General features: G+C 63.5%; 17 protein-coding genes, 1 tRNA gene and 1 other RNA gene. 6 read left to right on the top strand and 13 right to left on the bottom strand.

Going from position 1 to position 24426, the window contains the following annotated elements; genetic code table 11:
* The first annotated feature begins 17 nt into the window (after positions 1 to 17).
* A complete protein-coding gene (locus tag AC07X6_RS25170; RefSeq protein WP_494792752.1) occupies positions 18 to 302 on the top strand; it encodes a hypothetical protein in 285 nt (94 codons plus the stop codon).
* 143 nt (positions 303 to 445) lie between these two features.
* On the opposite strand, the gene AC07X6_RS25165 is transcribed toward AC07X6_RS25170, so the two are convergent.
* The 6 genes from AC07X6_RS25165 to AC07X6_RS25140 all read right to left on the bottom strand — a co-directional run bounded on the left by AC07X6_RS25165 (position 446) and on the right by AC07X6_RS25140 (position 7472).
* The gene (locus AC07X6_RS25165; protein WP_494792751.1) at positions 446 to 1627 is read right to left on the bottom strand and encodes a tyrosine-type recombinase/integrase; all 1182 of its coding nucleotides are present in this window, start codon (positions 1625 to 1627) and stop codon (positions 446 to 448) included.
* Between the two features lie 194 nt (positions 1628 to 1821).
* A tRNA-Ser gene (locus AC07X6_RS25160) sits at positions 1822 to 1911 on the bottom strand.
* A gap of 114 nt (positions 1912 to 2025) precedes the next feature.
* On the bottom strand, positions 2026 to 4071 hold the full coding sequence (locus tag AC07X6_RS25155) for a putative bifunctional diguanylate cyclase/phosphodiesterase (protein ID WP_494792750.1): 2046 nt from the start codon (positions 4069 to 4071) through the stop codon (positions 2026 to 2028).
* Position 4072: 1 nt separating this feature from the next.
* Positions 4073 to 5197, bottom strand: a complete 1125-nt coding sequence (locus AC07X6_RS25150) for an EAL and HDOD domain-containing protein (protein WP_494792749.1) — start codon at positions 5195 to 5197, stop codon at positions 4073 to 4075.
* Between the two features lie 263 nt (positions 5198 to 5460).
* A complete protein-coding gene (locus AC07X6_RS25145; protein ID WP_230542392.1) occupies positions 5461 to 6090 on the bottom strand; it encodes a response regulator transcription factor in 630 nt (209 codons plus the stop codon).
* A gap of 11 nt (positions 6091 to 6101) precedes the next feature.
* Positions 6102 to 7472, bottom strand: coding sequence for a cache domain-containing protein (locus AC07X6_RS25140; protein WP_494792748.1), 1371 nt, complete (start codon positions 7470 to 7472; stop codon positions 6102 to 6104).
* Positions 7473 to 7715: 243 nt separating this feature from the next.
* Between AC07X6_RS25140 and AC07X6_RS25135 the strand changes: the two genes are divergently transcribed.
* The 4 genes from AC07X6_RS25135 to AC07X6_RS25120 all read left to right on the top strand — a co-directional run bounded on the left by AC07X6_RS25135 (position 7716) and on the right by AC07X6_RS25120 (position 15296).
* The gene (locus AC07X6_RS25135) at positions 7716 to 9776 is read left to right on the top strand and encodes a carbon starvation CstA family protein (RefSeq protein ID WP_494792747.1); all 2061 of its coding nucleotides are present in this window, start codon (positions 7716 to 7718) and stop codon (positions 9774 to 9776) included.
* Positions 9776 to 9976, top strand: a complete 201-nt coding sequence (locus tag AC07X6_RS25130) for a YbdD/YjiX family protein (protein WP_010396213.1) — start codon at positions 9776 to 9778, stop codon at positions 9974 to 9976. Before AC07X6_RS25135 ends, AC07X6_RS25130 begins: the two co-directional genes overlap by 1 nt.
* 303 nt (positions 9977 to 10279) lie before the next feature.
* Complete coding sequence (locus tag AC07X6_RS25125; RefSeq protein ID WP_494792746.1) at positions 10280 to 13135, top strand: hybrid sensor histidine kinase/response regulator; 2856 nt, start codon at positions 10280 to 10282, stop codon at positions 13133 to 13135.
* A gap of 1 nt (position 13136) precedes the next feature.
* The gene (locus tag AC07X6_RS25120; protein WP_230542396.1) at positions 13137 to 15296 is read left to right on the top strand and encodes a putative bifunctional diguanylate cyclase/phosphodiesterase; all 2160 of its coding nucleotides are present in this window, start codon (positions 13137 to 13139) and stop codon (positions 15294 to 15296) included.
* On the opposite strand, the gene AC07X6_RS25115 is transcribed toward AC07X6_RS25120, so the two are convergent.
* The 7 genes from AC07X6_RS25115 to ubiD form a co-directional block, all read right to left on the bottom strand.
* On the bottom strand, positions 15265 to 16407 hold the full coding sequence (locus AC07X6_RS25115) for an esterase-like activity of phytase family protein (RefSeq protein ID WP_494792745.1): 1143 nt from the start codon (positions 16405 to 16407) through the stop codon (positions 15265 to 15267). The two genes, AC07X6_RS25120 and AC07X6_RS25115, sit on opposite strands and share 32 nt — an antisense overlap.
* 71 nt (positions 16408 to 16478) lie before the next feature.
* Entirely contained in the window at positions 16479 to 17696 is a 1218-nt protein-coding gene (locus tag AC07X6_RS25110) for a CaiB/BaiF CoA transferase family protein (RefSeq protein WP_494792744.1), read from the bottom strand.
* 3 nt (positions 17697 to 17699) lie between these two features.
* The gene (gene recR, locus AC07X6_RS25105; protein WP_076570564.1) at positions 17700 to 18290 is read right to left on the bottom strand and encodes a recombination mediator RecR; all 591 of its coding nucleotides are present in this window, start codon (positions 18288 to 18290) and stop codon (positions 17700 to 17702) included.
* A 47-nt stretch (positions 18291 to 18337) separates the two neighbouring features.
* On the bottom strand, positions 18338 to 18664 hold the full coding sequence (locus AC07X6_RS25100; protein ID WP_034759121.1) for a YbaB/EbfC family nucleoid-associated protein: 327 nt from the start codon (positions 18662 to 18664) through the stop codon (positions 18338 to 18340).
* Between the two features lie 40 nt (positions 18665 to 18704).
* Positions 18705 to 20993 carry a DNA polymerase III subunit gamma/tau gene (gene dnaX, locus AC07X6_RS25095; protein ID WP_494792743.1) on the bottom strand — a complete coding sequence of 763 codons (2289 nt, stop codon included), beginning with the start codon at positions 20991 to 20993 and terminating at the stop codon, positions 18705 to 18707.
* Between the two features lie 239 nt (positions 20994 to 21232).
* An RNA gene (ffs, locus tag AC07X6_RS25090) (signal recognition particle sRNA small type) lies at positions 21233 to 21331 on the bottom strand.
* A 123-nt stretch (positions 21332 to 21454) separates the two neighbouring features.
* Positions 21455 to 22939, bottom strand: coding sequence for a 4-hydroxy-3-polyprenylbenzoate decarboxylase (ubiD, locus tag AC07X6_RS25085; RefSeq protein WP_494792742.1), 1485 nt, complete (start codon positions 22937 to 22939; stop codon positions 21455 to 21457).
* A 479-nt stretch (positions 22940 to 23418) separates the two neighbouring features.
* Between ubiD and AC07X6_RS25080 the strand changes: the two genes are divergently transcribed.
* Positions 23419 to 24336: a lytic transglycosylase domain-containing protein gene (locus AC07X6_RS25080; protein WP_171984962.1), complete on the top strand. Its 918-nt coding sequence runs from the start codon at positions 23419 to 23421 to the stop codon at positions 24334 to 24336.
* Positions 24337 to 24426 lie beyond the last annotated feature (90 nt).

Raw genomic sequence — 24426 nt, 5'->3', positions numbered from 1 at the left:
GACGAGCGTATCCCCGCATGATGAGCTACCTGAATGAGCAATATTTCCACGAGTTGGTCTGCATGAGTGACAAGCAACGAAGAAAGCTGTTTTTCGGCCAATTTAATCAATCAAGTGAAGCACAAACAAACCATATGGACCAATACAAAGAATTCTGCCGGCTGCGCGACTACCGCAAGCCTGGCGTCGAAGTACCGCACCACACCGAGGCCGAAGCATTCGCCTTGGCGGTGCAAAGCAAAGCCGGCCATACAGAACCAGCCCAGCGCAAGAAAAACCCCACCACGAAAGGACTCAAATAATGAACGAAGACCGAATTATCTACCGCCAGGACTTATACAAAATGCTGGGCGTCACTTCGGAGACGCTGCGCAGATGGGTCAAGGATAACAAGCTGCCGCCAGCGGACGTTGCCATAACCCAGCGCACGCTGGGATGGCGCCTTTCAACGCTCCAAGCCGCTGGGATCAGGCTGCTTTAACAGCCAGTCAGCGAAGGCCTGAAGCATCACCCGGCGCTGTTTCAGGTACTCCGCGGAGTTGTAGACCCCGCGCACGCCGCCATCCTTGTGCGCGAGCTGCACCTCAACGTGGTCCGAGTTGTATTCGTGCTCGTTGGCCCAGGTGGAACCGACCTTACGCCAGCCGTGGCCCGTCATCTTGCCCTTGAAGCCGATACGGTGAATGAGGTAAAGAATCGCGTTTTCACTCATGGGGCGGCTACCGCCACGGTCGTTCGGGAAAACGTAGTTGCTGCCCCGCGAACGCAGCTTCATTTCCGCCAGCAGGGCCAGCGCCTGGGATGACAGCGGCACAAGGTGCTCGCGGCCCTTCTTCATGCGCTTGCCCGGTATCCGCCAGACATCCCCCTCCACTTCCGCCCAGGTCATGCGCCGCAGCTCGTCCGTGCGCGTCCACGTCAACGCCAGCAGCTTGCAGGCCAGCACGGACTGAATTTCATCTTCCAGGGCCAGGCGCTCCATGAACGGATGCACCTCAGCCAATGCCAGGGCGGCGAAGCCTTCGCGCGGCTTGCGGGAAAAGGCGACCTTCGAATTGATGTTCGATGCGGGATTTTCTTCGCAGTGGCCGTGCTGAATGGACCAGTCGAGCACCTGGCCCACCCACATGCGCACGCGCCGGACGTACACGGACAGGCCGGCGGCATCCATCGGGCGCAGCGCCGCCATCAAGTCTTCCTTGGTAATTTCACGCACGGTTTTCGCGCCCAGCGTCGGCGAGACGTACATGGCCAGCGCGCGCAATGCATTGGCCTTGTAGCCGGCGCTGATGTCCGTGCGTCCCGCCCAGTAGGTATCGATGGCGGCATCAAGGGTAATGGATGGGCTGCTTGTCTTGCGCTTGGGCTTGAGGTCTTCGCCGTCGATCAGTTTCAACCGCAAAACGTCCCGGCGCTCGCGCGCTTCCTTGAGGCCGATCAGGGGATACGGGCCGATGACGGCAGTTTGCTGCTTCCCGTCGTCGTTACGATAGGCCATGCGCCAAACCTTGTTTCCGCTCGGCAGGACGGCCAGCATCAGGCCGTGGCCATCGAAGAGCTTGCGCAGCTTGCCGTCGTTCGGCGTTGCGCGGCGGCAGTCTGCATCGGTAAGCGTATTGATGGCCATGCGAAATCCTGTAGGTACGGGTTTGAGAAAAACCGCATGATACCTACATTTCAGCCTACGCGTGATTCTGTGGGAAGGTTTTTGGATGGCTCCGAATCTGTGACTCGGAGGGATGAAAATCAAGCTAAGTCGTTGATTTTCAATGAAATTCGGTGGAATATAGGTTGAGTATACTCACGAATTTTTTATGTACTTGGCGGAAGCGGTGAGATTCGAACTCACGAACAGTTTAACCCGTCGCTAGTTTTCAAGACTAGTGCCTTCAACCACTCGGCCACGCTTCCAGATGGCAGCATTATACATAAAGGTCAGTGGCTTACCAATGGCTAGCACTCCCGTGGCCTTATTTACCCCGGCTCTTTGCTTGTGGCATAAACACTCATGCCAGCACACATGCCTTACACGCCCCAGTTTTCCCGCAGCGCCTTCTCGAACTCCCCCGCCGGCAATGGGCGCGAGAAGAGGTAGCCCTGTACTTCGTCGCAGCCGGAACTCTTCAGGAAGGCCAGCTGTTCGGCCGTTTCCACGCCTTCGGCGATGACTTTGTGGTGCAGTTGCTGGGCGATGCTGATGATGGTGCTGGCGATGGCGCAGTCGCTGGCGTCGGTCGGGATGCCGGTGGTGAACGAGCGGTCGATTTTCAGGGTGTCGATGGGGAAGCGCTTGAGGTAGGACAAGCTCGAATAACCGGTGCCGAAGTCGTCCAGCGACAGGGCTACGCCCAAGGCCGTGATGCGGTCCATGATGCCGATGACCCTCTCGATGTTGTGCATCAGGGTGCTTTCCGTGATTTCCAGTTCCAGCCAGGCCGCTTCCAGGCCGTAGCGGGCCAGGGTTGCCGCCACCCTGGCGGGCAAGGCCGCCGTGAATTCGCGCGCGGAGACGTTGACGGCCAGGCGGATCGGCGGCAAGCCCGCCAGTTTCCACGCTTGCGCCTGGGCGCAGGCCGCTTCCAGCACCCATTCGCCCACTTGCACCACCAGGCCCGTCGATTCGGCCAGGGGGATGAATTCGGCGGGCGGGATCATGCCGTGCTGCGGGTGGTGCCAGCGCACCAGCGCTTCGGCGCCGATGATGCGGCCGCTGCCCAGCGCATACTTTGGCTGGTAGTGCAGCAGCAGTTGCTGTTCCGACAAGGCCTGGCGCAAGCCTGTTTCCAGACGCATGCGCGCCTGCATGCCCAGGTTCATGTCCTGGCTGTAGAAAGCCACGCTTTCCGCTTCGCCGCCGCTGTCCTGCTTGGCGCGGTACATGGCGATGTCGGCCAGGCGCAGCAGGGTTTCCGCGTCTTGCCCGTCCTGCGGATACACGCTGATGCCGATGCTGGCGCCCACGCGCAGGTCGTGGCCCTCGATCAAAAACGGTTCCACCAGGGAAGCGAGCAGCTTTTGCGCCACCATGCTGGCCTCGAAATGCTGGCCGATGTCGAACAGACCGACGGCGAACTCGTCGCCGCCCAGGCGCGCCACCAGATCCTGGTCGCGCAAGGCATGGCGGAAACGCAGCGAGACTTGCCGCAGCAGCTCGTCGCCGATGCGCCGGCCCAGGGTGTCGTTGATCAGTTTAAAACGGTTCAGGTCGATGAACAGCACGCAGCCGAGCATCTTGCTGCGCTGCGCCACGGAGAGGGCCTGGTCGACCAGCTTGGCCAGCAAGGTGCGGTTAGGCAGGCTGGTCAGCGGGTCGTAATACGCCAGGTGGTGCAAGCGCTCTTCGGCCAGCTTGCGCTCCGTGATGTCCGTCAGGTAGGCGATGAGTCCGATGGGCTTGTCGTCCAGGTCTTGCAGCGGCGACAAGGACAGGCTGGCCCAGAAGACTTCGCCCGACTTCTTTCGGCGGCGCACCTCCATCAGGCGTCCTCCCTGCTCCAGGAAGGCGTCGTGGAACCCCGTGTCTTCATCGTCGTACAGGAACAGGATGTTGCGCCCCACGGCTTCCACCGAGGTGTAGCCGAACAGGCGCTCGGCGCCCTTGTTCCAGCTGGTGATGTAGCCCGTCAAGTCCATCGTCAGCACGGATTCGTGCAACTGGTCGAGGATTTGCGTCTGCTGCGCCAGCAAGGCTTCGACTTGCGCGTAGGCGTGCGTGGAACGTTGCGCCAGCGAATGCACTTGCAAGACGCCCGCCGTCAAGGATGCCAGGCTGGCCAGGTGGCGGCGGTCGGCGTCGCTGTACAGGCTGCGTCCCGCCACGCTGTAATGGCCGAAACAGTGGCCATCAAAACTGATTTCCTGCAGCAAGGCGGGCGTATCGCGGGGAAATGGCGCGGGCGGCGCAGCGGCGTCCAGGCTGGCCGCGGGCAGGAACTGGCCGTGCGGGCTGGCCATCACGGCGCTGGCGATGCGGCCCAGCTCGGCGACCAGCGCGGCGCCGCGCAAACGCACGACGGCGTCGCACAGGGCGGCGCTGTCACCGAGGAAATCCGACACCGGAAACAGGGTCATGCTAGAGGTTCCGGCTGACCTGGATGGCCCATTGGTAGGCCTGCAGCAGGCTGCGCCAATAGGTTTCTCCGTCGATGCCGGCGCGGCGCAAGCCCTCGGGCGGCGGCGCGGCGCTTTCGACCAGCGCCAGCAAGGTGCCCAGCTCGCCCTTGCGTTCGAGCAAGGCGACGCTCACTTCCGGCGCCAGGTTCAGGGTGGCGATGATCTCTTCCATCGGCATGCCCAGCAGGACATCCAGCAGGGAAAACACGCCCGCCATGAAGGCCAGGTCTTGCGCGTCGCGGTCGCCGCCGCGCAGCTGGCACAGCGCTTCCATCTGCGCCGCGCGCACGGCCGCCAGCGGCAGCAGCGCGTGGATCTTGCCGTCGTCCTGTTGCCGCGCATACAGCAGCAGTTGCAGCCAGCGCTGCAGCTGGCGCCGGCCCAGCAGGGTGATGGCCTGGCTGAAGCCCGTAATCGGCGCCGTGAAACCGAAGGCGGCCGAGTTGACCAGTTTTAATAAATGATAGCTGAGCGAGGGATCTTGCTTGAGCGGCACTTCCAGCTCGTGCGCGTCGGCATCGCGGGCCAGCAAGCCCAGCAACGCCAGCAGGCGGCGCCGCGAGGTGGCGTCTTCCGGCTCGCTTTGCTGGCGCGCCTGGTGCAGGGCGTAATCGCCGGCAAACCAGCTCACGCCGAGTTCTTGCAATGCGGCAAGCTGCCCCGCGTCGGCGATGTTGTAGGCCAGGTGCGGCCCCGGCAAGGGCAGCAGCTGATGCAGGGCCGGGCGGGTGCCGGCCGCATCAAAGCTCAAGGCGCGCGCCTCGACCTGCGCCGCCGTCACGGGACCGGCATCATCGCCATCGAGCAGGATGCGGTAGCCGGCGTCGCGCCATTGCTGGCATTTCTTTTGAATCTGCTTGTCGCCGGCAAGCTGCACAGGCAAACGGAAAATGGTGCGTTGCGGCGCCAGTTGCGCCAGCACGGCCTCGTCCACGCCATGCGGGTCGGCCAGGGGAATGATGCAGTCGAGCGGCGCCAGGAAGGCATACGCATCGGCGGCGGCCAGCGCCGCCAGCAGCGGCGCCGTCGAGGCCTGCGGTACATGCAGGGTGACAGCGACCCACTCGTTATGAGCATTGGCCACTGCTTGTAATCCCACCAACGGAAACAGGTTTGATTCAGACGCTGACATCGGTATCTCAGTGTGGGTAGGGCGCCATAGTAAATAAACTGGCCAGCATTGGCAACCCTGGCCCGACAGGGATGCCATTTCGACAGCAAGAATCATTCTATCCGAATCTCACCCACGAAACAGTTTAATTTTGGCAATAAATGTTCAAAAAAAACATTCCACCGGGAAACCCGCCTGGCATGCGGCTTGGACAAAAGACGGCGCCGCGCGCGGGCTCAGGCGCTGCCGCCATGCGCGTGCTCGACCGCGTATTTGATCAGTTCAGCCTGCCCTTCGATACCGAGCTTGCGCTTGATGTTCAGGCGGTGCGTCTCCACCGTGCGCACGCTCAGGTCCAGGTCGCGGGCGATCTGCTTGTTCGACTGGCCCGCCGCGATGTGCTGCAGCACTTGCTGCTCGCGCGTGGTGAGGAAGGAATCGTGGACTTGCGGGCGCGACAGCTGCCGCGCCAGGGCCGCGCTGTAATAAATGCCGCCGGACATCACCGTCTCGATGGCGAAGACGATATCTTTCCCTGGAGCATCTTTGAGCACATAGCCGCGCGCGCCGGCGGCGATGGCTTGCGACACGTATTCGAGCTTGTCGTGCATGGACAGGATCAACACGGCAATCTGCGGAAACGCCTGCTTGAACAGCGCCGTCGCTTCGATGCCGTTGATGCCGCGCATATTGATATCCATCAACACGAGGTCCACCTGGTGCGCGCGCGCCTGGGCCAGCGCCTCATCGGCGCCGCCCGCCTCGGCCACCACGTCGAAATGCGCCACCGCTTCCAGGCGCGCGCGCAAGCCGTCGCGCACGAGGGGGTGGTCGTCCACCAGCAAAATTCGGATCGTGTCGCTCATGGTTCTCATTATTAGTGTGTGGAGGGAAGATCGAGCCGCGCCAGCACCACGGTGCCGGCCGGGGACGAGGCGATGTGCAGGCTGCCGCCGATGGCTTCCATGCGTTCCGTCATGTTGCGCAGGCCGATGCCGCGCTGCGGGTGCAGGGCGATGCCGTCGAAGTCGAAGCCGCCGCCATTATCCTCGATGCGCAATTCCACGGCCTTGCCCGCCTCGCGCAGGCTCACTTCCACGCCCCTGGCATGGGCATGGCGCTCGCAATTGGTCAGCGCTTCCTGGGCGATGCGGAACAGGACGGTATTCACCATGTCGGGCAAGCCCTCGCCCGCCGCCGCCGGGCTGGCCGTGAAACTGGCTTGCGCGCTGCTGCTGTCGTTAAATTCATGCACCAGATGGTCGAGCGCGGCGGCCAGGCCCAGGTCGTCGAGGATGGCCGGGCGCAGGTTGTGCGAAATGCGCCGCACCTCGCCCAGCACCTTGTTCAGCTGCTCGGCGGCCCGTTCGAAGGTGGCGGGCGCCTTGTCTTTCTGCTCGGCATTGCCGGCCAAGCGCGCGATGCCCGCCTCGATCTGCAGTTTAATCGACACCAGCCACTGGCTGATGCCATCATGCAAGTCGCGCGACAGCCGCGCCCGCTCTTCTTCCTGCGATTCGACCACCCGCTGCGCCAGCACTTTCAGCTTGGCGTCGGCCACGCGCAGTTCGCGCAGGTTCAGCACGAGGCCGCAGGCGGCCACCAGCAGGGAGCCGAGGATGGCGATGGCGGCGATCAGTTCCATGGTCGAGCGGATATTGCGCGACTGCTGGGCGTCGACCTTGGCCAGCGCCTGGTCCACGTCATCCATGTAGATGCCGGTGCCCATCATCCAGCCCCACTCCGGCATCAAAATCACATAGCCGAGCTTGGGCGCGGACTTGTTCGTCGACGGCTTGATCCAGTTGTAGCGCTCGAAGCCGCCGCCGCCCTTCGCCCGCTGCATCAGGCGCTGGATGGTCAGGTTGCCCTCGGCGTCGCGCAACTGCCACAGGTTCTGCCCCACCAGCTCGGGCTGGCGCGGATGCATCAGCGACTTGCCCTGCAAATCATAGATGAAGAAATAGCCGTCGTCGCCATAGCTGAGGGCGGACAGGATGCGCTTGGCCTCCTCTTGCGTGGCGGCATCCTTGCGGCCCGACTGGTACAGGGAGGCGATGGAATGGCTGGCCAGGGTCACGTAATGCTTGAGTTCGGCTTCCTTGCTGGCCAGATACGCTTGCTGGATGGTGGCGCGCTGCTGCTCTGCCAGGGTAATTGCCTGGTGCCGCACGGCAAACGCGATGGCGCACAGGGCGAGGATCAGCGGCGTGAGGGCCAGGAAGATGACTTTCTGTCTGAGTTTCATGGCCTGGCGCTCCGGCGGCGTCTTTGCTGGTGGGAAGGCGTGATTTTACGTCGCGGCGCCGCGATCGGTCTGCGTAGTAATACTGAGCGTTACTGCGTAGTCGTGCGCTTGCGGCAATTATACGATTCCTGAATACTCGCCATAAGCTGCAGATACACCAAACTGACACCCAAACTGGCGACGACCAGGCCCGGCAGCACACATCATCGCACGGCACAGCGCCCGTCAATCTCTGGAGGAAGCATGAACCGCATTTTCAAACAGCTCGGCTGGGCAGCGCTTGCGCTGGCCGGCGCCGGGTCCCTGGGCGTTGTTGCCCTGCAACGTGGCGAACCGATCAGCGCGATCTGGATCGTCATCGCCGCTGTCTGCGTCTACCTGATCGCCTACCGTTTCTACAGCCTGTTCATCGCCGACAAGGTGCTGGGCCTCGATGCGCGCCGCATGACGCCCGCCTTCAAGCACAACGACGGCCTCGATCACGTGCCGACGAACAAATATGTGCTGTTCGGCCACCATTTCGCCGCGATTGCCGGCGCCGGCCCCCTGGTCGGCCCCGTGCTGGCCGCGCAGATGGGCTATTTGCCCGGCATGCTGTGGATCTTGGCGGGCGTCGTGTTTGCGGGCGCCGTGCAGGATTTCATCGTGCTGTTCATTTCCATGCGCCGCGACGGCCGCTCGCTGGGCGACCTGATCAAGGCTGAACTGGGCGAAATCCCCGGCATGATTGCGCTCCTGGGCTGCTTCATGATCATGGTCATCATCCTGGCCGTGCTGGCCTTGATCGTCGTCAAGGCGCTGACGGGTTCGCCATGGGGCAGCTTCACCGTGATGGCGACGATCCCCATCGCCCTGTTCATGGGCGTGTATTCGCGCTTCATCCGCGTGGGCCGCATCGGCGAAATTTCCATCATCGGCTTCGTGCTGCTGATGCTGGCCATCATCGGCGGCCAATACGTGCAGGAACACGCGGTCCTCGGCCCGATGTTCACGTTCACGGGCACGGAACTGACGTGGATGCTGATCGGCTACGGCTTCATCGCTTCCGTCCTGCCCGTGTGGCTGCTGCTGGCGCCGCGCGACTACCTGTCGACTTTCCTGAAGATCGGCACGATCCTGGGCCTGGCCATCGGCATCATCGTCGTCGCGCCGTACCTGAAAATGCCGGCCATGACCAAGTTCATCGACGGTTCCGGCCCCGTCTGGTCGGGCAATCTGTTCCCCTTCCTGTTCATCACGATCGCCTGCGGCGCCGTTTCCGGCTTCCACGCGCTGATTTCCTCGGGCACCACGCCGAAGATGATTGAAAACGAAAGCCACGCCCGCTTCATCGGCTATGGCGCCATGCTGATGGAATCGTTCGTGGCCATCATGGCCCTGGTGGCCGCCTCGACCATTGAGCCGGGCATCTATTTCGCCATGAACAGCCCGGCCGCCCTGATCGGCACCACGGCGGAATCGGCTGCGCAGGCGATCTCGCAGTGGGGCTTCTATGTCACGCCGGACATGCTGACGCAGACGGCCAAGGACGTTGGCGAGCACAGCATCATCTCGCGGGCGGGCGGCGCACCGACCCTGGCCGTCGGCATGGCGCAGATTCTCTCGGGTGCCATCGGCGGCAAGGCCATGATGGCTTTCTGGTACCACTTCGCCATCCTGTTCGAAGCGCTGTTCATCCTGACGGCCGTCGATGCGGGCACGCGCGCGGGCCGCTTCATGCTGCAAGACTTGCTGGGCAGCTTCGTGCCAAGCTTGAAAAAGACGGAAAACGTCATCGCCAACCTGCTGGCCACGGGCCTGTGCGTGGCGGCCTGGGGCTACTTCCTGTTCCAGGGCGTGGTCGATCCGCTGGGCGGCATCAACACCCTGTGGCCGCTGTTCGGCATCGCCAACCAGATGCTGGCGGCCATCGCGCTGATCCTCGGCACCTGCGTGCTGTTCAAGATGAAGCGTGGCCAGTATGCGTGGGTCACCATCACGCCGACCATCTGGCTGCTGCTGTGCACCCTGACGGCGGGCTGGCAAAAGATTTTCGACGCCAACCCGCGCGTCGGCTTCCTGGCGCATGCCAAGAAATACTCGGCGGCATTGGATGAAGGCACCCTGCTGGCGCCGGCCAAGTCGGTGGCGCAGATGCAACAGATCATCTTCAACGATTACCTGGACGCCGGCCTGGCCGCCTTCTTCGTAGTGGTCGTCGTCAGCGTGCTGTTCTTCGGCATCCGCACCATCCTGAAGGCGCGCGCCGACAGCAAGCCGAGCACCAAGGAAACGCCGTTCCAGGCCATGCCCACGGTGCAATGATGATCGACGAAATCATCAAGGCGGGACGGTATCTGGGGCAAAGCATGCGGCTCATGTGCGGCTTGCCCGAGTACGACACCTACGTGGCGCACCGGGAAGTGACCCATCCCGGCGAGCCGATGATGACGTATGAAGAGTTTTTCCGCGAACGGCAGGAAGCCCGCTACGGCGGGGCCGGCAAACGTGGGGGTTGTTGTTAGCGGACACCTGACCCAGCCTGCTGCGCGTCGATATAGGCGGCTTGCGATGCTCACCGTACTTTAGTACGGTTGCGCTTCTGGGCCGCCTCTCCCTTCCGCTCGCTACGGCTGGGTCATGTGTTGTTGCTCAGCAATAATTTGAGGGCGGTCTGGTTGGGCCGCCCTATTCATTTCCTCTCTTATAAGTTCCCCTCCCCTCTCCTCCATTAGACCCACATCAATATCGGGATGTGTCTTCGCGTCTATATTTTTCCAATAGGAATTAAATAACAGTCAACGGGCGACCGGGGAAGCAGCGAATTCATGTTCAATTTCCAACGCTCCAGCATCAGCCAGAAGCTGACCATGATCTCGGTGCTGTCGTCGGGCTGCGCGCTGCTGCTGGTGTTCGTGGCGTTTGCGCTGACTTCCGTGCTCAACCACAAAAACGATGAAGGCAAGCAACTGCTGTCGCTGGCGGGCGTGATCGGCGCGGCCAGCGCGGCACCGATGCTGCTGGGCAAGCCGGCGCAGGCGCAGGCGGAACAGGTGCTGGCGGCACTGTCGGCGCGCGACGAGGTGGCCCAGGCGGCCCTGTTCGACAAGGGCGGGCGCCTGTTCGCCCTGTACCGCGCGCCGCAGCATGCGGACGGCCTGCCGGCACCGGAAGACATGGACCCGGCCCTGCTGGCCGACATGGCCGTGCAGCCCGTCACGCAAGGCTCGGGCACCAACCTGGCGCCCGCCATGCGCTTGTACCGGCCCGTCTACCGGCCGGGCGAGCCGCAACAGATCATCGGCGCCGTGCTGATCGAGGCAGACCTGAACCATATGTGGCGCGACATCGGCCGCCACGTGGGCGCCATCGGCGGCGCCACCGTGCTGTCCTTCCTGATCGCCGTCTTCCTGGCGCGGCGCTTTAAAAGCGTGATCGCCGAACCGATCACCAAGCTGATTGATACGGCGCAAAAAGTGTCGAGCAGCCAGACCTACAGCCACCGCATCGCGCACCAGCGCAGCGACGAGCTGGGCGTGCTGATCGACAGTTTCAACGACATGCTGGCGCAGATCGACAGCCGCGACAGCACCCTGGCCAATTACCGCGACCAGCTCGAACGCCAGGTGGGCGTGCGCACGGCGCAGCTGGAAAAGGCCAAGGATGCGGCCGAGGCGGCCAGCCAGGCGAAGAGCGCGTTCCTTGCCACCATGAGCCATGAAATCCGCACGCCGATGAATGGCGTGCTGGGCATGACGGAATTGCTGCTGGCCAGCCCGTTGAGCCCGCAGCAGCGCCACTACACGAGCATGGTGCAGCGTTCCGGGCAGAATTTGCTGGTGATCATCAACGACATCCTCGATTTTTCCAAGATCGAGGCGGGCAAGCTGAGCGTGGAATACATCCGCTTCAATTTCCGCGAATTGCTCGACGACATAGAACACGTATTCGCGCCGCAGGCGGAAGCGAAGAATATCAGCCTGGAATTCGATATCGCCTATGACATCCCCATCGCCATCTGCGGCGACCCGAACCGTTTGCGCCAGATCATCGTCAACTTGCTGGGCAACGCCATCAAGTTCACGGAAACGGGCAAGGTCACCGTGAAAGTGGAAGTGTGCAGCGAAGACGCGCCCAGCGTGGGCTTGCGCTTCGAGGTGCACGACACGGGCATCGGCGTGTCGAGCGAAGCGCAGACGCGCATCTTCGAATCGTTTTCGCAGGCGGACGGCTCGACCACGCGCAAGCACGGCGGCACGGGCCTGGGATTGACGATCTCGAAACAGCTGGTGGAGCTGATGGGCGGCACTATCGGCGTTGATAATGCTTTAACGCAAGGCTCGATCTTCTGGTTCGAAGTAAATTTCGATAAGCGGCGGGTCGACAGCGATGACCCGTCCTTCAACCTGAAAACCACGCGAGGGTTACGCGCCTTGATCGTCGACCACACACCCGCCACGCGCGCCGTGCTGGAGCGGCAACTGGCCAGCTGGCACATCGTCAGCGACAGCGCCGGCACGGCCAGCGACTGCCTGGGCAAGCTGCGCGCGGCCGCGCAGGCCGGCACGCCGTATGCCGTGGCCCTGCTCGACATGGAATTGCCGCGCACCAGCGGCCTGGCCCTGGCCGCCAACATCAAGAGCGACCCGCTGCTGGCCGACCTCAAGTTACTGCTGCTGAGCACGGAACAGGCGGCGGCCGACCCGGTGCAGCGGCGCGAGGCGGGCGTGGCCTACCAGCTGATCAAGCCGGCCCGCGAATGCGATCTGTTCGACTGCATCGTCACGCCGCCGCGCGCCAGCGACAGCCTGCGCATCCATCCGCCGCACACGGCGCGCCAGGTGGGCCGGCGCCAGCGCCGCCGCGTGCTGCTGGCCGAGGACAATCCCGTCAACGTGGAAGTGGCGCTGGCCATGCTCGACAGCCTGGGCCTGGACGTGGTGTGCGCGCGCAATGGCGAAGAAGCCCTGCAGGCGGCGCAGGCCGAGGATTTCGATTTGATTTTGATGGATTGCCAGATGCCCGTGATGGATGGCTTTGCCGCCACGGCGGAAATCCGCCGCCACGAACAGCAGTGCGGCCACGCGCGCGTGCTGCCCATCGTCGCCATCACGGCCAATGCGCTGCAGGGCGACCGCGAAGCGTGCCTGGCGGCCGGCATGGACGATTACCTGAGCAAGCCGTTCACGCAGCAGGACCTGGGCCACACGATCGCGCGCTGGATCACCCTGCCGCGCGCGGCCACCGTGCACCACAGCGAAGCGCCGCAGGAGGCGCCTCCCGAACCGCCGCCCGTGGCAACGCCGCCATCCGCCGCCGCGCCGGCGGGCCAGCCGCTGAACCGGCAAGCGCTGGAAAACATCCGCGCCCTGTCCGGCACGGATGGCGATGCGCTGCTGGAACGGGTCATCCTCGCCTTTACCAGCGAGACGCCGCGCCAGTTGAGCGCCATGCGCGAGGCGATTGCGGGCGCGGATGCGGAAGCGCTGCGCAAGGTGGCGCACAGCCTCAAATCGGGCAGCGCCAACGTGGGCGCCGATGGCCTGGCGCAGCTGTGCAAGGAGATGGAAAAACTGGGCCGCGCCGGCAGCACCGAGGGCGCGGCCATCCTGCTGCAGCAGATGCAGCAAGCCTTCCTGTCCGTACGCGAATCGCTGAACGCCATCCTCGTGAAGGAACACTGACATGACAGCGCCCCTCTCCCCTCCCCGCGGCCTGGTGCTGGTGGCCGACGACGATCCCGTGATGCGCCTGCTGATGCGGCAAATGCTCACGCAGGTGGGCCTGGACGTGATCGAGGCCGAAGACGGCGTGCAGGCACTGGCCAGCTACAAGCACAGCGGGCCCGACCTGGTCATGCTCGACGTCGACATGCCCGCCATGGACGGCTTTGCCGTGTGCCGCGAAATCCGCCACCAGGAAGTGGGCGGCACGGTGCCCATCATCATGGTCACGGGCGGCGACGAACTGGAAGCCGTCACGCACGCCTACGAGGTGGGCGCCACGGATTTCATTTCCAAGCCCATCAACTGGCCCATCCTCGGACACCGCGTGCTGTACGTGCTGCGCGCCAGCGACGCCATCGCCCGCCTGCGCATCGCCGATGCGCACAACCGCGCCGTGCTGGCCGCCATCCCCGACACCTTCTTCCGCCTGAACCGCGAAGGCTTTTATCTCGACTATGAACAGGGGCATGACGCCAGCGCCGGCTTTTCCCTCAGCGACTGCGTGGGCAGCCATATCCGCGACGTGCTGCCGCCCGAAATCGCCGCGCGCCTGCTGGACAAGGCGCACGCCGTGCTGGCCACGCAGCATATCGGCTCGGTCGACTACACGCTCACGCACGAAGACAGCACGCGCCATTTCGAGGCGCGCCTGGTGGCGACGGGGGCCGACGAGGTGCTGGGCCTGGTGCGCGACATCAGCGAGCGCAAGCGCACGGAAGAGCAGATCCGCCGCCTCGCCTATTGCGACAGCCTGACGGGCATCCCCAACCGCCAGGCTTTCCTGGAAACGCTGGAACGCGAGCTGCTGCGCTCGAAGGAGCACGACAAGAAATTCGCCGTGCTGTTCATGGACCTCGACGCCTTCAAGCGCATCAACGACACCCTGGGCCACGACGTGGGCGACCATTTGCTCAAGGTGGTGTCCGAGCGCCTGCGCGAAACCATCCGCCCCAGCGACCTGGTGCTGCGCGCCGAGCACGAGTTCGGGCCCAGCTCCGGCGGCAGCAACCTGGCGCGCCTGGGCGGCGACGAATTCACGATTCTGATCCCCGACCTGGAGCGCGTGGAAGACGCGCTGAACGTGGCGCACCGCGTAAAAGAAGCCATGCGCCGGCCCTTCATGATCGAGGGGCACGAGATTTTCGTCACGGCCAGCATCGGCATTTCGCTGTATCCGGAAGATGGCGAGGACTGCAACTCGCTGCTCAAGTACGCGGACACGGCCATGTACCACGCGAAGAACTGCGGCAAGAACAACGCCAAGCTGTACAGCTCCTCGCTGACGATGGAAATCATGAGCCACGTCAAGATGGAAGTGGGCTTGCGCAAAGCGTTACAGAACAACGAGCTGTACCTGCTGTACCAGCCGCAGATCGACGTGCCCAGCACGCAGATCGTCGGCGTGGAAGCGCTGGTGCGGTGGCGCCACCCGGAGCGGGGCATCATTTCGCCTACGGAATTCATCCCGCTGGCCGAAGAGACGGGGTTGATCGTGCCCATCGGCGAATGGGTGCTGCGCACGGCCTGCAACCAGGCCAAGGCGTGGCAAAACGATGGCGGGCGCGCCATCCGCATGGCCGTCAACCTGTCGGCCAAGCAATTCAAGGATGAAAACCTGATGCAGATCGTGCTGTCGGCCCTGGCCGACACGGGCCTCGACGCGCGGCTGCTGGAACTGGAATTGACGGAAGGGACGTTGATGGACGATGCGCGCGCCACCATGGTGACCCTGGAGCAATTGCGCGGCATCGGCGTCTACCTGTCGATCGACGACTTCGGCACGGGATATTCGTCGATGAATTATCTGAAACGCTTCGACGTGCGGGCCTTAAAGATCGACAAGAGTTTTATCGCCGGCTTGCCGCAGGATACGGAAAACGCGGCCATCACGCGCGCCATCATCGCCATGGCGCACGGCTTGAAGATGGTGGTGGTGGCCGAGGGCGTGGAAACGGACGAGCAACTGGTGATGCTGGAAGAATACGGCTGCGACATGGCCCAGGGATACTTTTTAGGCCACCCATCGCCACACGACACGATCACGGCCATGCTGGCCAGGCAGACGGGCCAGCTGGCCAGCCTGGAAACTAGAGCACTTCGAAGGCAAGGATTTGCGTGACTTGCTGCGGATTAAAATTATCGTCAGAAATCATCACCAGGCTGCGGCGGCCGTTCGCCAGGCGCGGGCCCCAGCTGATGCCTTCGATATTGTCGACCCGGGACAGGCCGATCTTTTCCAGGTCCAGCAGCAGGCGCTTGCGCGCCGGCACATAGCTTGCGCCCGCCAGGGCGGGGATGGCCTGGATGTCGGTGGCGCCATCCGTCTCCATTTCGTAGATGCGCACGTGGTTCGTGTACAGGCCGTCCGCGTTGGCCACGCCGGCCCGCTCCACCACCAGCACCTGATGGTCGTTGACGGCGAGGATTTCCGACACGCCATTGTCCGCTTCGCGCCCCGGCGCGGGCCGCGACGCCACCGGCTCGATCGGATACGCATACTGGCCCAGCACGGTGCCGGCGCGGTCCAGGCGCGTGATGCGCACGACGGAGCCGTTGTCGGGCGTGGCCAGCGGGCCATCCTGGTACAGGGCCGCTTCCATGCCCAGCCACAGGCTCTTGCCATCGCTGGCAAACGACAGCGCTTCAAACGTCATATTGTTGCGCGAGCCGATTTCCTCCTTCGACACATTGAACATGGCGGGCGTGGGCAAGGTAGCCAGATAATGCCCATCGCGGTCCGCGTGGCGCACGAACGGATGCAAGCCCACCTTGCGGTTGCCTTCGCTGCCGTACCACAGGCTGCCGTTCCGCGGATCGACGCGGATGGTTTCGATGTCGGGAACCTGGTCGCCCCGGTCCAGCTTTGCATGGGCCAGGTTCGGATAGCGGCTGCCGTCGGGCTGCGTGAAGAAATGCACGCTGTTGAAGGTCACGGCGGAGAATGCCGTGCTGTCGTAGCTGAGCGTGGCGCGGTAAAAGCGGGCCGGATTGATTTCCGAGCGGTCATCGCTTTCCATCACCCAGGTATTGCTGGCCGCATCGTAGTCGATGCCGGACAAGCCGCCCACCGTGGTGCCCTCGAACGCGTATTTAAGCGCAATGCGCTGCTCGCCGATCAGGCGCAGGCCGGCAATCGGCGCGTCGTGGGGGAAGCTGGCGCAGGCGGAGAGGAGGATGGCGGCGGACGCCAGGGCAAGCGCGGTGCGCGCGCGGTGGAACGGTTGAGGCATGCTGATTCCGAAATTAATTGAACCCAGAAACAAAAGCTGGGGTCAGACCCGACGGGTCTGCCCCCCAAAAATTACACCACCCCATCGGCCTTGAGCCGCGAGATGGCCGCCGCATCATAGCCGAGCGACGCCAGCACCTCGTCGTTGTGCTGGCCCAGGGCCGGCCCCAGCCACTGCGTCTTGCCCGGCGTGGCGGACAGTTTCGGGCTGATGGCGGGCAATTTGACGGGCGTGCCGTCGGCGAAATGGTGCTGTTCGAACATGTTGCGGGCGAGAAATTGCGGATCGCTCATCATGTCGCGCACGGAGTAAATCTTCCCGGCGGGGACGTCTGCCGCCGTCAAGACGGCCAGCGCGCTGTCTATCGTGTGCGTGGCGCACCAGGCGCCGATGGCGTCGTCGATTTCCTGCGTGCGCGCCACCCGGCCGTCATTGCGCGCCAGCTGCGGGTCGCCCGCCATGTCGATGCGGCCCATGGCCAGCATCAAGCGCTTGAAGATGGCGTCGCCATTGCCGGCAATGACGATGTTTTCGCCATCGCCCGTCGTGTAGGTGTTCGAGGGCACGATGCCGGGCAGGGAGCCGCCCGTGCGCTCGCGCACGACGCCCGCCTGGTCGTATTCGGGCACCAGGGACTCCATCAGGTTGAACACGGATTCGTACAGGGCCACGTCGACCATCTGCCCTTCCCCGCCGTCCCGGCCGCCCGTCACGTCGCGGTGGCGTAGGGCCATCATGGCGCCGATCACGCCGTGCAGGGCCGCCACCGAGTCGCCGATCGACACGCCGACGCGCACGGGCGGGCGGTCGGCAAAGCCGGACACATAGCGCAAGCCGCCCATCGACTCGCCGATGGCGCCGAAACCGGGCAAGTCCTTCATCGGCCCCGTCTGGCCAAAGCCGGACAGGCGCACCATGATCAGCGACGGTTTTTCCTTTTTCAGCTGCTCATAGCCGAGGTCCCACTTTTCCAGCACGCCGGGACGGTAGTTCTCGATGATGATGTCCGCTTCCAGGGCCAGCTGGCGCGCAATCGCCCGGCCCTCGGGCGTTTTCAGGTTCAAGGTCAGACTTTTCTTGTTGCGCGCCTGCACCGACCACCACAAGGAGGTGCCATCCTTCAGCACGCGCCAGGTACGGATCGGGTCGCCGCCATCGGGCGACTCGATCTTGATCACGTCGGCGCCGAATTCGGCCAGCATGCGGGCGCAGAACGGCCCCGCGATCAGGGTGCCCAGTTCCAGGACTTTGATGCCCGTCAAAGGACCAGCCGACGTTTTTTCTTGCATGATTTAGGTTGCCCTGCGGTCGAGCATCGCGCGGGCAATCGTGCCCGCGTCGACGTATTCCAGTTCGCCGCCCACGGGCACGCCGCGGGCCAGGCGGCTCACGCGCAAGCCCCGCGCCTTCAGCATTTCGCTGATGTAATGGGCCGTCGCTTCGCCTTCATTCGTGAAATTGGTGGCCAGCACCACTTCATTGACCACGCCATCGTTGGCGCGGTTCAGCAATTTTTCGAGGTGGATATCTTTCGGGCCGATGCCGTCCAGCGGAGAGAGCCGTCCCATGAGCACGAAATACAGGCCCTTGTAGGTGAGCGTCTGCTCGATCATCAGCTGGTCGGCGGGTGTTTCCACCACGCACAGCAAGCGCTTGTCGCGCTCTTCGTCGAGACAGGTCTCGCACACTTCATGTTCGGTAAAGGTATTGCACAGGCCGCAGTGATGCACGGCATCGACGGCCTGGAACAGGGCGCGCGACAGCATGGCCGCGCCTTCCCGATCGTGCTGCAACAAATGAAACGCCATCCGCTGCGCCGACTTGGGGCCGACGCCGGGCAGGCGCCGCAGCGCCTCGGTCAAGAATTCAAGCGACTTTGACATGGATCAACCCTGCCCAGTGCCACAGATCGAGCGCATGCGGTGTTGCATCAGAATGGCATTTTGAAGCCGGCTGGCAAGTTCATGCCGCCGGTCAAGCCTGCCATTTTTTCCGCGGACGTCGCTTCCGCCTTGCGCACGGCGTCGTTGAAGGCGGCGGCCACCAGGTCTTCCAGCATGTCCTTGTCGTCGGCCAGCAGCGACGGGTCGATGGAGACGCGCTTGACGTCGTTCTTGCACGTCATGACGATCTTGACCAGGCCGGCGCCGGACTGGCCTTCCACTTCCACCAGCGCCAGTTGTTCCTGGGCCTTTTTCATGTTGTCTTGCATTGCTTGCGCCTGCTTCATCAGGCCAGCCAGTTGATTTTTCATCATAAGAATGCTCCGTTAATTCAGTTTGTGAGTGTGTTAATCATCAATGCAGGGTCGGCGCGGCGGAGCCGGCCGGTGCAGGGGTAATCGTTCCCGGCACGACAAAGGCGTCGAATACACGCTTCATGTCGAGCACGAAGGGATCGCTGGCGATGGTTTCTTCCGCGGCAAGCTGGCACGCCTCGCGGTGGGCCTGCGCTTCCGCGCTGGCCGTGTACCAGACGGCGCCCAGTTCCGTGTCGACATTCACCTTGCGGCCGAAACGCTCGCTCAGCACGGCCGCCAGTTTTTCCACGTTGGCCGGACTGCGCCACGTATCGATGGGTACGCGCAGGCGGAACGTGGTGCTGTGGCCGTCGTGCAGGCACTCGATCAGCTCGGCTTGCACGGCCAGCTGCTGGGCTATGCCGCGCAGGGGCAGCACGGCGGCGACGGCCGGCCAGTTGCCGTCCCAGTCCAGGCCCGGCACGGGCGTAATCACGTACGGCCCGCTGGGCGCGGCTTGCTTGGCGGCACGTTGCGGCATGACGACGGCCGGCTGCTCGCTGCTTTGCGCGGCGGGCGCCGACACGGCGGCCGAGGCACTGTCGTCGGAAAATTCGGTGACCCAGGGCGGCAAGTCGTCGTCGGCGGGCGCCTGCTGTGGCGGCGCCTGGCGCGCCGGCTGCACCGGTGGCGGCGCTTCCATCACGGCCACGGGTGGCGCATCGTCCCACGGCGCCGGCGCTTGCGCGGCGGCCGGTGGCGGCGGGGCAGCCTGGACGGGCGCGGCCGGGGCGGGCGCCACAACGGCAGCGGCAGCGGCAGCCGGTGCCGGTACGGCCGGCTTGGGTGCCGATGTTGGCGCCGACGGCGCGCTGCCCGGACGGCCTTTCGAGGCGGCGCGGGCCGCTTCCAGCGCCGCATTGATGGCGGCGCGCGCGGAACTGATCGGCGCGCCCGAGGCTGCCGGGGCAGCCGCAGGCGGCGGCGCTGCCGGTGCCGGGGCTGGGACAGGTGCCGGTGCTGGTGCAGCCGCGCGTGGCGGCGGCGCTTCGCTGCGGGCCATGCTGGCGGCAGCGGCGGCGACGACGGCGGGCGGCGTCACGGCGGCATGGCTGGCCACGCTGTTCGTGGCGGCGCGGGCGGCCGGTGCGGAAGCGCCAGCGGCGGCGCGCGCGGCAGCGACGGCGGCGGGACGGTTGCCAGGGGCAGCCGCCGGTGCCGCAGCCGGCACGCCTTCGGCGCCGCCTATGCCGGGCCGAAAGGCCAGCATGCGCAGCAAGGTCATGGTAAAGCCCGCGTATTCGTCGGGCGCCAGGCCCAGTTCATTGCGGCCATGCACGGCGATCTGGTAAAACAGCTGCACTTCTTCCGCGTCAAACGCGGCGGCCAGACGCACGATATCCGCATATTCAGGCAAATCCTGCGGCAAGGCAGCGGGCACGGTTTGCGCCAGCGCAATGCGGTGCAATAAAGTGCCCAGATCCTGCAGGGCGCCGTTATACGACAGGCTGCGCGAGGCCATTTCGTCGGCCACGGCCAGCAAGTCCGCGCCATCCTGCTGCGCCAGCGCGTCGAGCAGGCGCACCAGGTACGACTGGTCGAGCGCGCCCAGCATGCCTTGCACGGCGTCGAGCGTGACTTCGCCGGCCGCGTAGGCGATGGCCTGGTCCGTCAGCGACAGCGCGTCGCGCATGGAACCATGGGCGCCCTGGGCCAGCAGGCGCAAGGCCGGCTGTTCGAAGGCGATGCCCTCTTGCCCCAGGATATTGTCCAGGTGGCTGATGATGTGGCCGGGAGGCATCTGCTTGAGGTTGAACTGCAGGCAGCGCGACAGCACGGTCACGGGAATCTTTTGCGGGTCCGTCGTGGCCAGGATGAACTTGACGTGCTCGGGCGGCTCTTCCAGGGTTTTCAGCATGGAATTGAACGCGTGGTTCGTCAGCATGTGCACCTCATCGATCATATAGACCTTGAAGCGCGCATTGCTGGGTGCGTAGACGGCTTGCTCCAGCAGCTGCGCCATTTCATCGACGCCGCGGTTCGATGCCGCATCCATCTCTATATAGTCGACAAAGCGTCCCGCATCGATCGCCGTGCACGCTTCACAGACGCCGCAAGGCTGGGCCGTGATGCCGCCCGTGCCATCGGGGCCGATGCAATTGAGCGACTTGGCCAGGATGCGCGACAGGGTCGTCTTGCCGACGCCGCGCGTGCCCGTGAACAGGTAGGCGTGATGCAATCGGCCGCTGTGCAAGGCATGCGTGAGCGCGCGCACGACGTGCTCCTGGCCGACGAGCGTCTCGAAATTCTTGGGGCGGTATTTACGGGCGAGGACTTGATAGGACATGCTGAGATTTTACCATGCGATTTTGCGGGTGATCCTGCGCGGCGGGCGCAAGCCTCATGGCCGGGCCAGGCAAACCTGGCAAACGCGGCAAAGCAGCAATTGTATAACATGGCCAGCTGGAAATATGGAAAACACGGCAAGCCCGGCAATGCTGCGGCGTCGCAGGAAAATGGGGCCGTAAAAGCAAAAAAGCTGCCCATGGCAGCTTGATTGTTGATCCAGATTAAAACATTCCCGAAGGAGGCGAGCCTGATCTGCGGCACTCATGGTTAATAGCCGTGGCTGCTTCGTTCCCGACCTGACCAGGTTAGCCATGCCACGATGCGCAGGGGCCCGCCGGGGACAATTATAACCGACCTGCGCAAGATTGGGGAAGTCACGCAAAAACCAGAGTACCCCAACGGCGAAATCTGGGGTCGTACCCTGAGGGTACGACCCCGGCATCTGCTCTTGGGTTGGCCTTACAAACCCAGCTCCTGCCAGATCCCATCCACCTTCGCCTTCACTTCCGGCGTCATGGCGATCGTCGTGCCCCACTCGCGCGTCGTTTCGCCCGGCCATTTATTCGTCGCGTCGATGCCCATCTTGCTGCCCAGGCCGCTGACGGGCGAGGCGAAGTCCAGGTAATCGATGGGCGTGTTGTCGACCAGCGTGGTGTCGCGGATCGGGTCGACCCGCGTCGTGATAGCCCAGATGACCTCTTTCCAGTCACGGATATTCACGTCTTCGTCGACCACCACGATGAACTTGGTATACATGAACTGGCGCAAAAAGCTCCACACGCCGAACATCACGCGCTTGGCGTGGCCCGCGTACTGTTTCTTGATCTGCACCACGGCCATGCGGTAGCTGCAGCCTTCGGGCGGCAGATAGAAATCCGTGATTTCGCTGAACTGCTTTTGCAGCAGCGGCACGAACACTTCGTTCAGGGCCAGGCCCAGCACGGCCGGTTCGTCCGGCGGTTTGCCCGTGTACGTGGAGTGGTAGATCGGGTCGCGGCGCATGGTGATGCGGTCGATGGTGAACACGGGGAAACTGTCCTGCTCATTATAGTAGCCCGTGTGGTCGCCATACGGCCCTTCCAGCGCGTGCTCGTAGCCGCTCGGATGGTTTTCATCGGGATAGATATGGCCTTCGAGCACGATTTCGGCGGAAGCGGGCACGCGCAGCTCGCTGCCGATGGCTTTCACCAGCTCCGTGCGGCTGCCGCGCAGCAAGCCGGCGAACTGGTATTCGGACAAGCTGTCCGGCACCGGCGTGACGGCCCCTAATATAGTAGCGGGATCGGCGCCCAGCGCGACGGCGATCGGATACGGCTTGCCCCTGCTTTGAATGGCATGCTCGCGGAAGTCCAGCGCCCCGCCCCGGTGCGCCAGCCAGCGCATGATGACCTTGTTGCGTCCCAGCACTTGCTGGCGGTAGATGCCCAGGTTTTGCCGCTTCTTGTTCGGGCCCTTGGTGATCACCAGGCCCCAGGTGATCAGGGGAGCGACGTCGCCGGGCCAGCAATGCTGGATGGGCAGGCGCGCCAGGTCGACATCGTTACCTTCCCAGACGATTTCCTGGCACTTCGCGCCGCGCAACTCCTTCGGCGACATGTCCCACACGGATTTCACCAGGGAACCCAGGCCCAGCAGATCCTTGAAATCCTTCGGCGGTTCCGGCTCCTTCAGGCGCGCCAGCACATGGCCGATCTTGCGCAACTCGCTGACGTCTTCCGCGCCCATGCCCAGCGCCACGCGGCGCGTGGTGCCGAACAGATTGCCCAGCACCGGCATGTCGTATCCCGTCGGATTATTGAACAGCAAGGCCGGTCCGCCCGCGCGCAAGGTGCGGTCGCAGACTTCCGTCATCTCCAAAATCGGTGAAATGGGGGTCGAAATGGGCTTAAGTTCACCCATTTGTTGCAGTTGAGAAATAAAATCTCGCAAATCTGAATATTTCATGTGTTTTTAATTTTTTTTGACGTCGGACGCCGTTGCTGAAGGATCTATGCCAAGTAATTGATTTTATTGGCTTTTGGCACAATGCAAGACAAAAAGTAAGACATAAAAGTAATAAAGAAACGATTCGTTAGTATTGACTTGATATAAAACGGCTTCTACAATTCGCCCAACTTGAAAGAGCACGCCGGCCCAGAGCTTGATTTTAGCGTTTCTCTTTCATTCACGGAGTCGGGGCTCCACATGACATTTTAAGGAGTGTTTTCAAAAGGCGTCTGCCTTACCCCCGGTAAAAGTTGTATTGCGACTGATCCAATACCAAAAACGGGACCGATCAGCTCAAGCAAGCAATGACGGCGTTTCTCGCACGCATCCATACGCGGCGGAAACGATGATATTTCTGATGCACGGCATTGGCAGTACCCACAACACCGCGACACCGCGGAGGGGCTGCCTGTTGACGCGACATTTCGGGGAACTCTATGACTCATCGTAGCACTGAAGCAGCCTTGCCTGCTTCAACCGTGGCTGGGCAGCCAGCGTTGGCGCGTTTGCGCGCCCGCGCACAAGCCATTTCGGCGCGTGGCGTTTTGACCACGGCACAACACACACTGACAGTCTTCGGCATTTCCGCCCTGGCACTGATCGCCCTGCTGATGTTCCGCCCGGACCTGGGCAAGCAACTGACGCACAGCCTGTTCCCGCTGCCAATGGCAGAGGCGCAAGCCGTCGAAGCGCCGGCCCTGTCGGCACTGATGGAAGCGCCGGCTTCCGTGCAAACGGCCGCCGCCAGCGACGCACCTTTGAGCAAGGAAGAAAAAGCCTTGCTGGGCACGCAAAAGCAGCAGCAATGGGTCACCAACTGGCTCTCCAAGCGCTACCGCGTGGCCAACGACGCCACCAATATGCTCGTCTCGACGGCTTACCTGACGGCCCGTGAAATCAAGCTGGACCCGCTGCTGATCCTGGCCGTGATGGCCATCGAATCGGGCTTGAACCCGTTCGCGGAAAGCCCCGTCGGCGCGCAAGGCTTGATGCAAGTCATGTCGAAAGTGCACCATGAGCGCTTCCAGGAAATGGGCGGCGTGCAAGCAGCGCTGAATCCCGTCGCCAACATCCGCGTCGGCTCCCTGATCCTGAAAGACTACGTCACGCGTGGCGGTTCCGTCGAAGCGGGCTTGAAAACCTATGTGGGCGCCGCCAACTTCGCCACCGACTCGGGCTACGGCTCGCGCGTGCTGGCCGAATACCGCCGCCTGAAGCAAGTGTCGGCCGGCCAGCGCGTGCCGACGACGACGCCGGTGATGGCATCGAACACGCCAGCGCCAGCCAAGGCGCCTGCAGCGGAAAGCGGCATCACCATCAAAGTGCTGCCGCACAACGAGATCGCCGGCCTGTGACCCTTTAAAAGCCCTCACAGGGGCATCCAAAAAGCAGCACCCAAAGAAAAAGCCACCGCACGCAAGTGCCGGTGGCTTTTTTGTTGCCCT

The organism is Janthinobacterium sp. GW460-12-1-14-LB5 (assembly GCF_059423585.1).
The sequence above is the reverse complement of the archived record's forward strand: the minus strand, read 5'-3'. Positions and strand labels throughout refer to the sequence as shown.

Bases quoted from the DNA above. Each gene is read 5' to 3' on its own strand.
- AC07X6_RS25140 (WP_494792748.1), bottom strand. From the start codon at position 7,472: ATGAAACTCAGACAGAAAGTCATCTTCCTGGCCCTCACGCCGCTGATC.
- recR (WP_076570564.1), bottom strand. From the start codon at position 18,290: ATGTCAAAGTCGCTTGAATTCTTGACCGAGGCGCTGCGGCGCCTGCCC.
- AC07X6_RS25130 (WP_010396213.1), top strand. From the start codon at position 9,776: ATGATCGACGAAATCATCAAGGCGGGACGGTATCTGGGGCAAAGCATG.
- dnaX (WP_494792743.1), bottom strand. From the start codon at position 20,993: ATGTCCTATCAAGTCCTCGCCCGTAAATACCGCCCCAAGAATTTCGAG.
- AC07X6_RS25100 (WP_034759121.1), bottom strand. From the start codon at position 18,664: ATGATGAAAAATCAACTGGCTGGCCTGATGAAGCAGGCGCAAGCAATG.
- AC07X6_RS25110 (WP_494792744.1), bottom strand. From the start codon at position 17,696: ATGCAAGAAAAAACGTCGGCTGGTCCTTTGACGGGCATCAAAGTCCTG.
- AC07X6_RS25080 (WP_171984962.1), top strand. From the start codon at position 23,419: ATGACTCATCGTAGCACTGAAGCAGCCTTGCCTGCTTCAACCGTGGCT.
- AC07X6_RS25125 (WP_494792746.1), top strand. From the start codon at position 10,280: ATGTTCAATTTCCAACGCTCCAGCATCAGCCAGAAGCTGACCATGATC.
- AC07X6_RS25155 (WP_494792750.1), bottom strand. From the start codon at position 4,071: ATGACCCTGTTTCCGGTGTCGGATTTCCTCGGTGACAGCGCCGCCCTG.
- AC07X6_RS25170 (WP_494792752.1), top strand. From the start codon at position 18: ATGATGAGCTACCTGAATGAGCAATATTTCCACGAGTTGGTCTGCATG.
- AC07X6_RS25120 (WP_230542396.1), top strand. From the start codon at position 13,137: ATGACAGCGCCCCTCTCCCCTCCCCGCGGCCTGGTGCTGGTGGCCGAC.
- AC07X6_RS25165 (WP_494792751.1), bottom strand. From the start codon at position 1,627: ATGGCCATCAATACGCTTACCGATGCAGACTGCCGCCGCGCAACGCCG.
- AC07X6_RS25115 (WP_494792745.1), bottom strand. From the start codon at position 16,407: ATGCCTCAACCGTTCCACCGCGCGCGCACCGCGCTTGCCCTGGCGTCC.
- AC07X6_RS25145 (WP_230542392.1), bottom strand. From the start codon at position 6,090: ATGAGCGACACGATCCGAATTTTGCTGGTGGACGACCACCCCCTCGTG.
- ubiD (WP_494792742.1), bottom strand. From the start codon at position 22,939: ATGAAATATTCAGATTTGCGAGATTTTATTTCTCAACTGCAACAAATG.
- AC07X6_RS25135 (WP_494792747.1), top strand. From the start codon at position 7,716: ATGAACCGCATTTTCAAACAGCTCGGCTGGGCAGCGCTTGCGCTGGCC.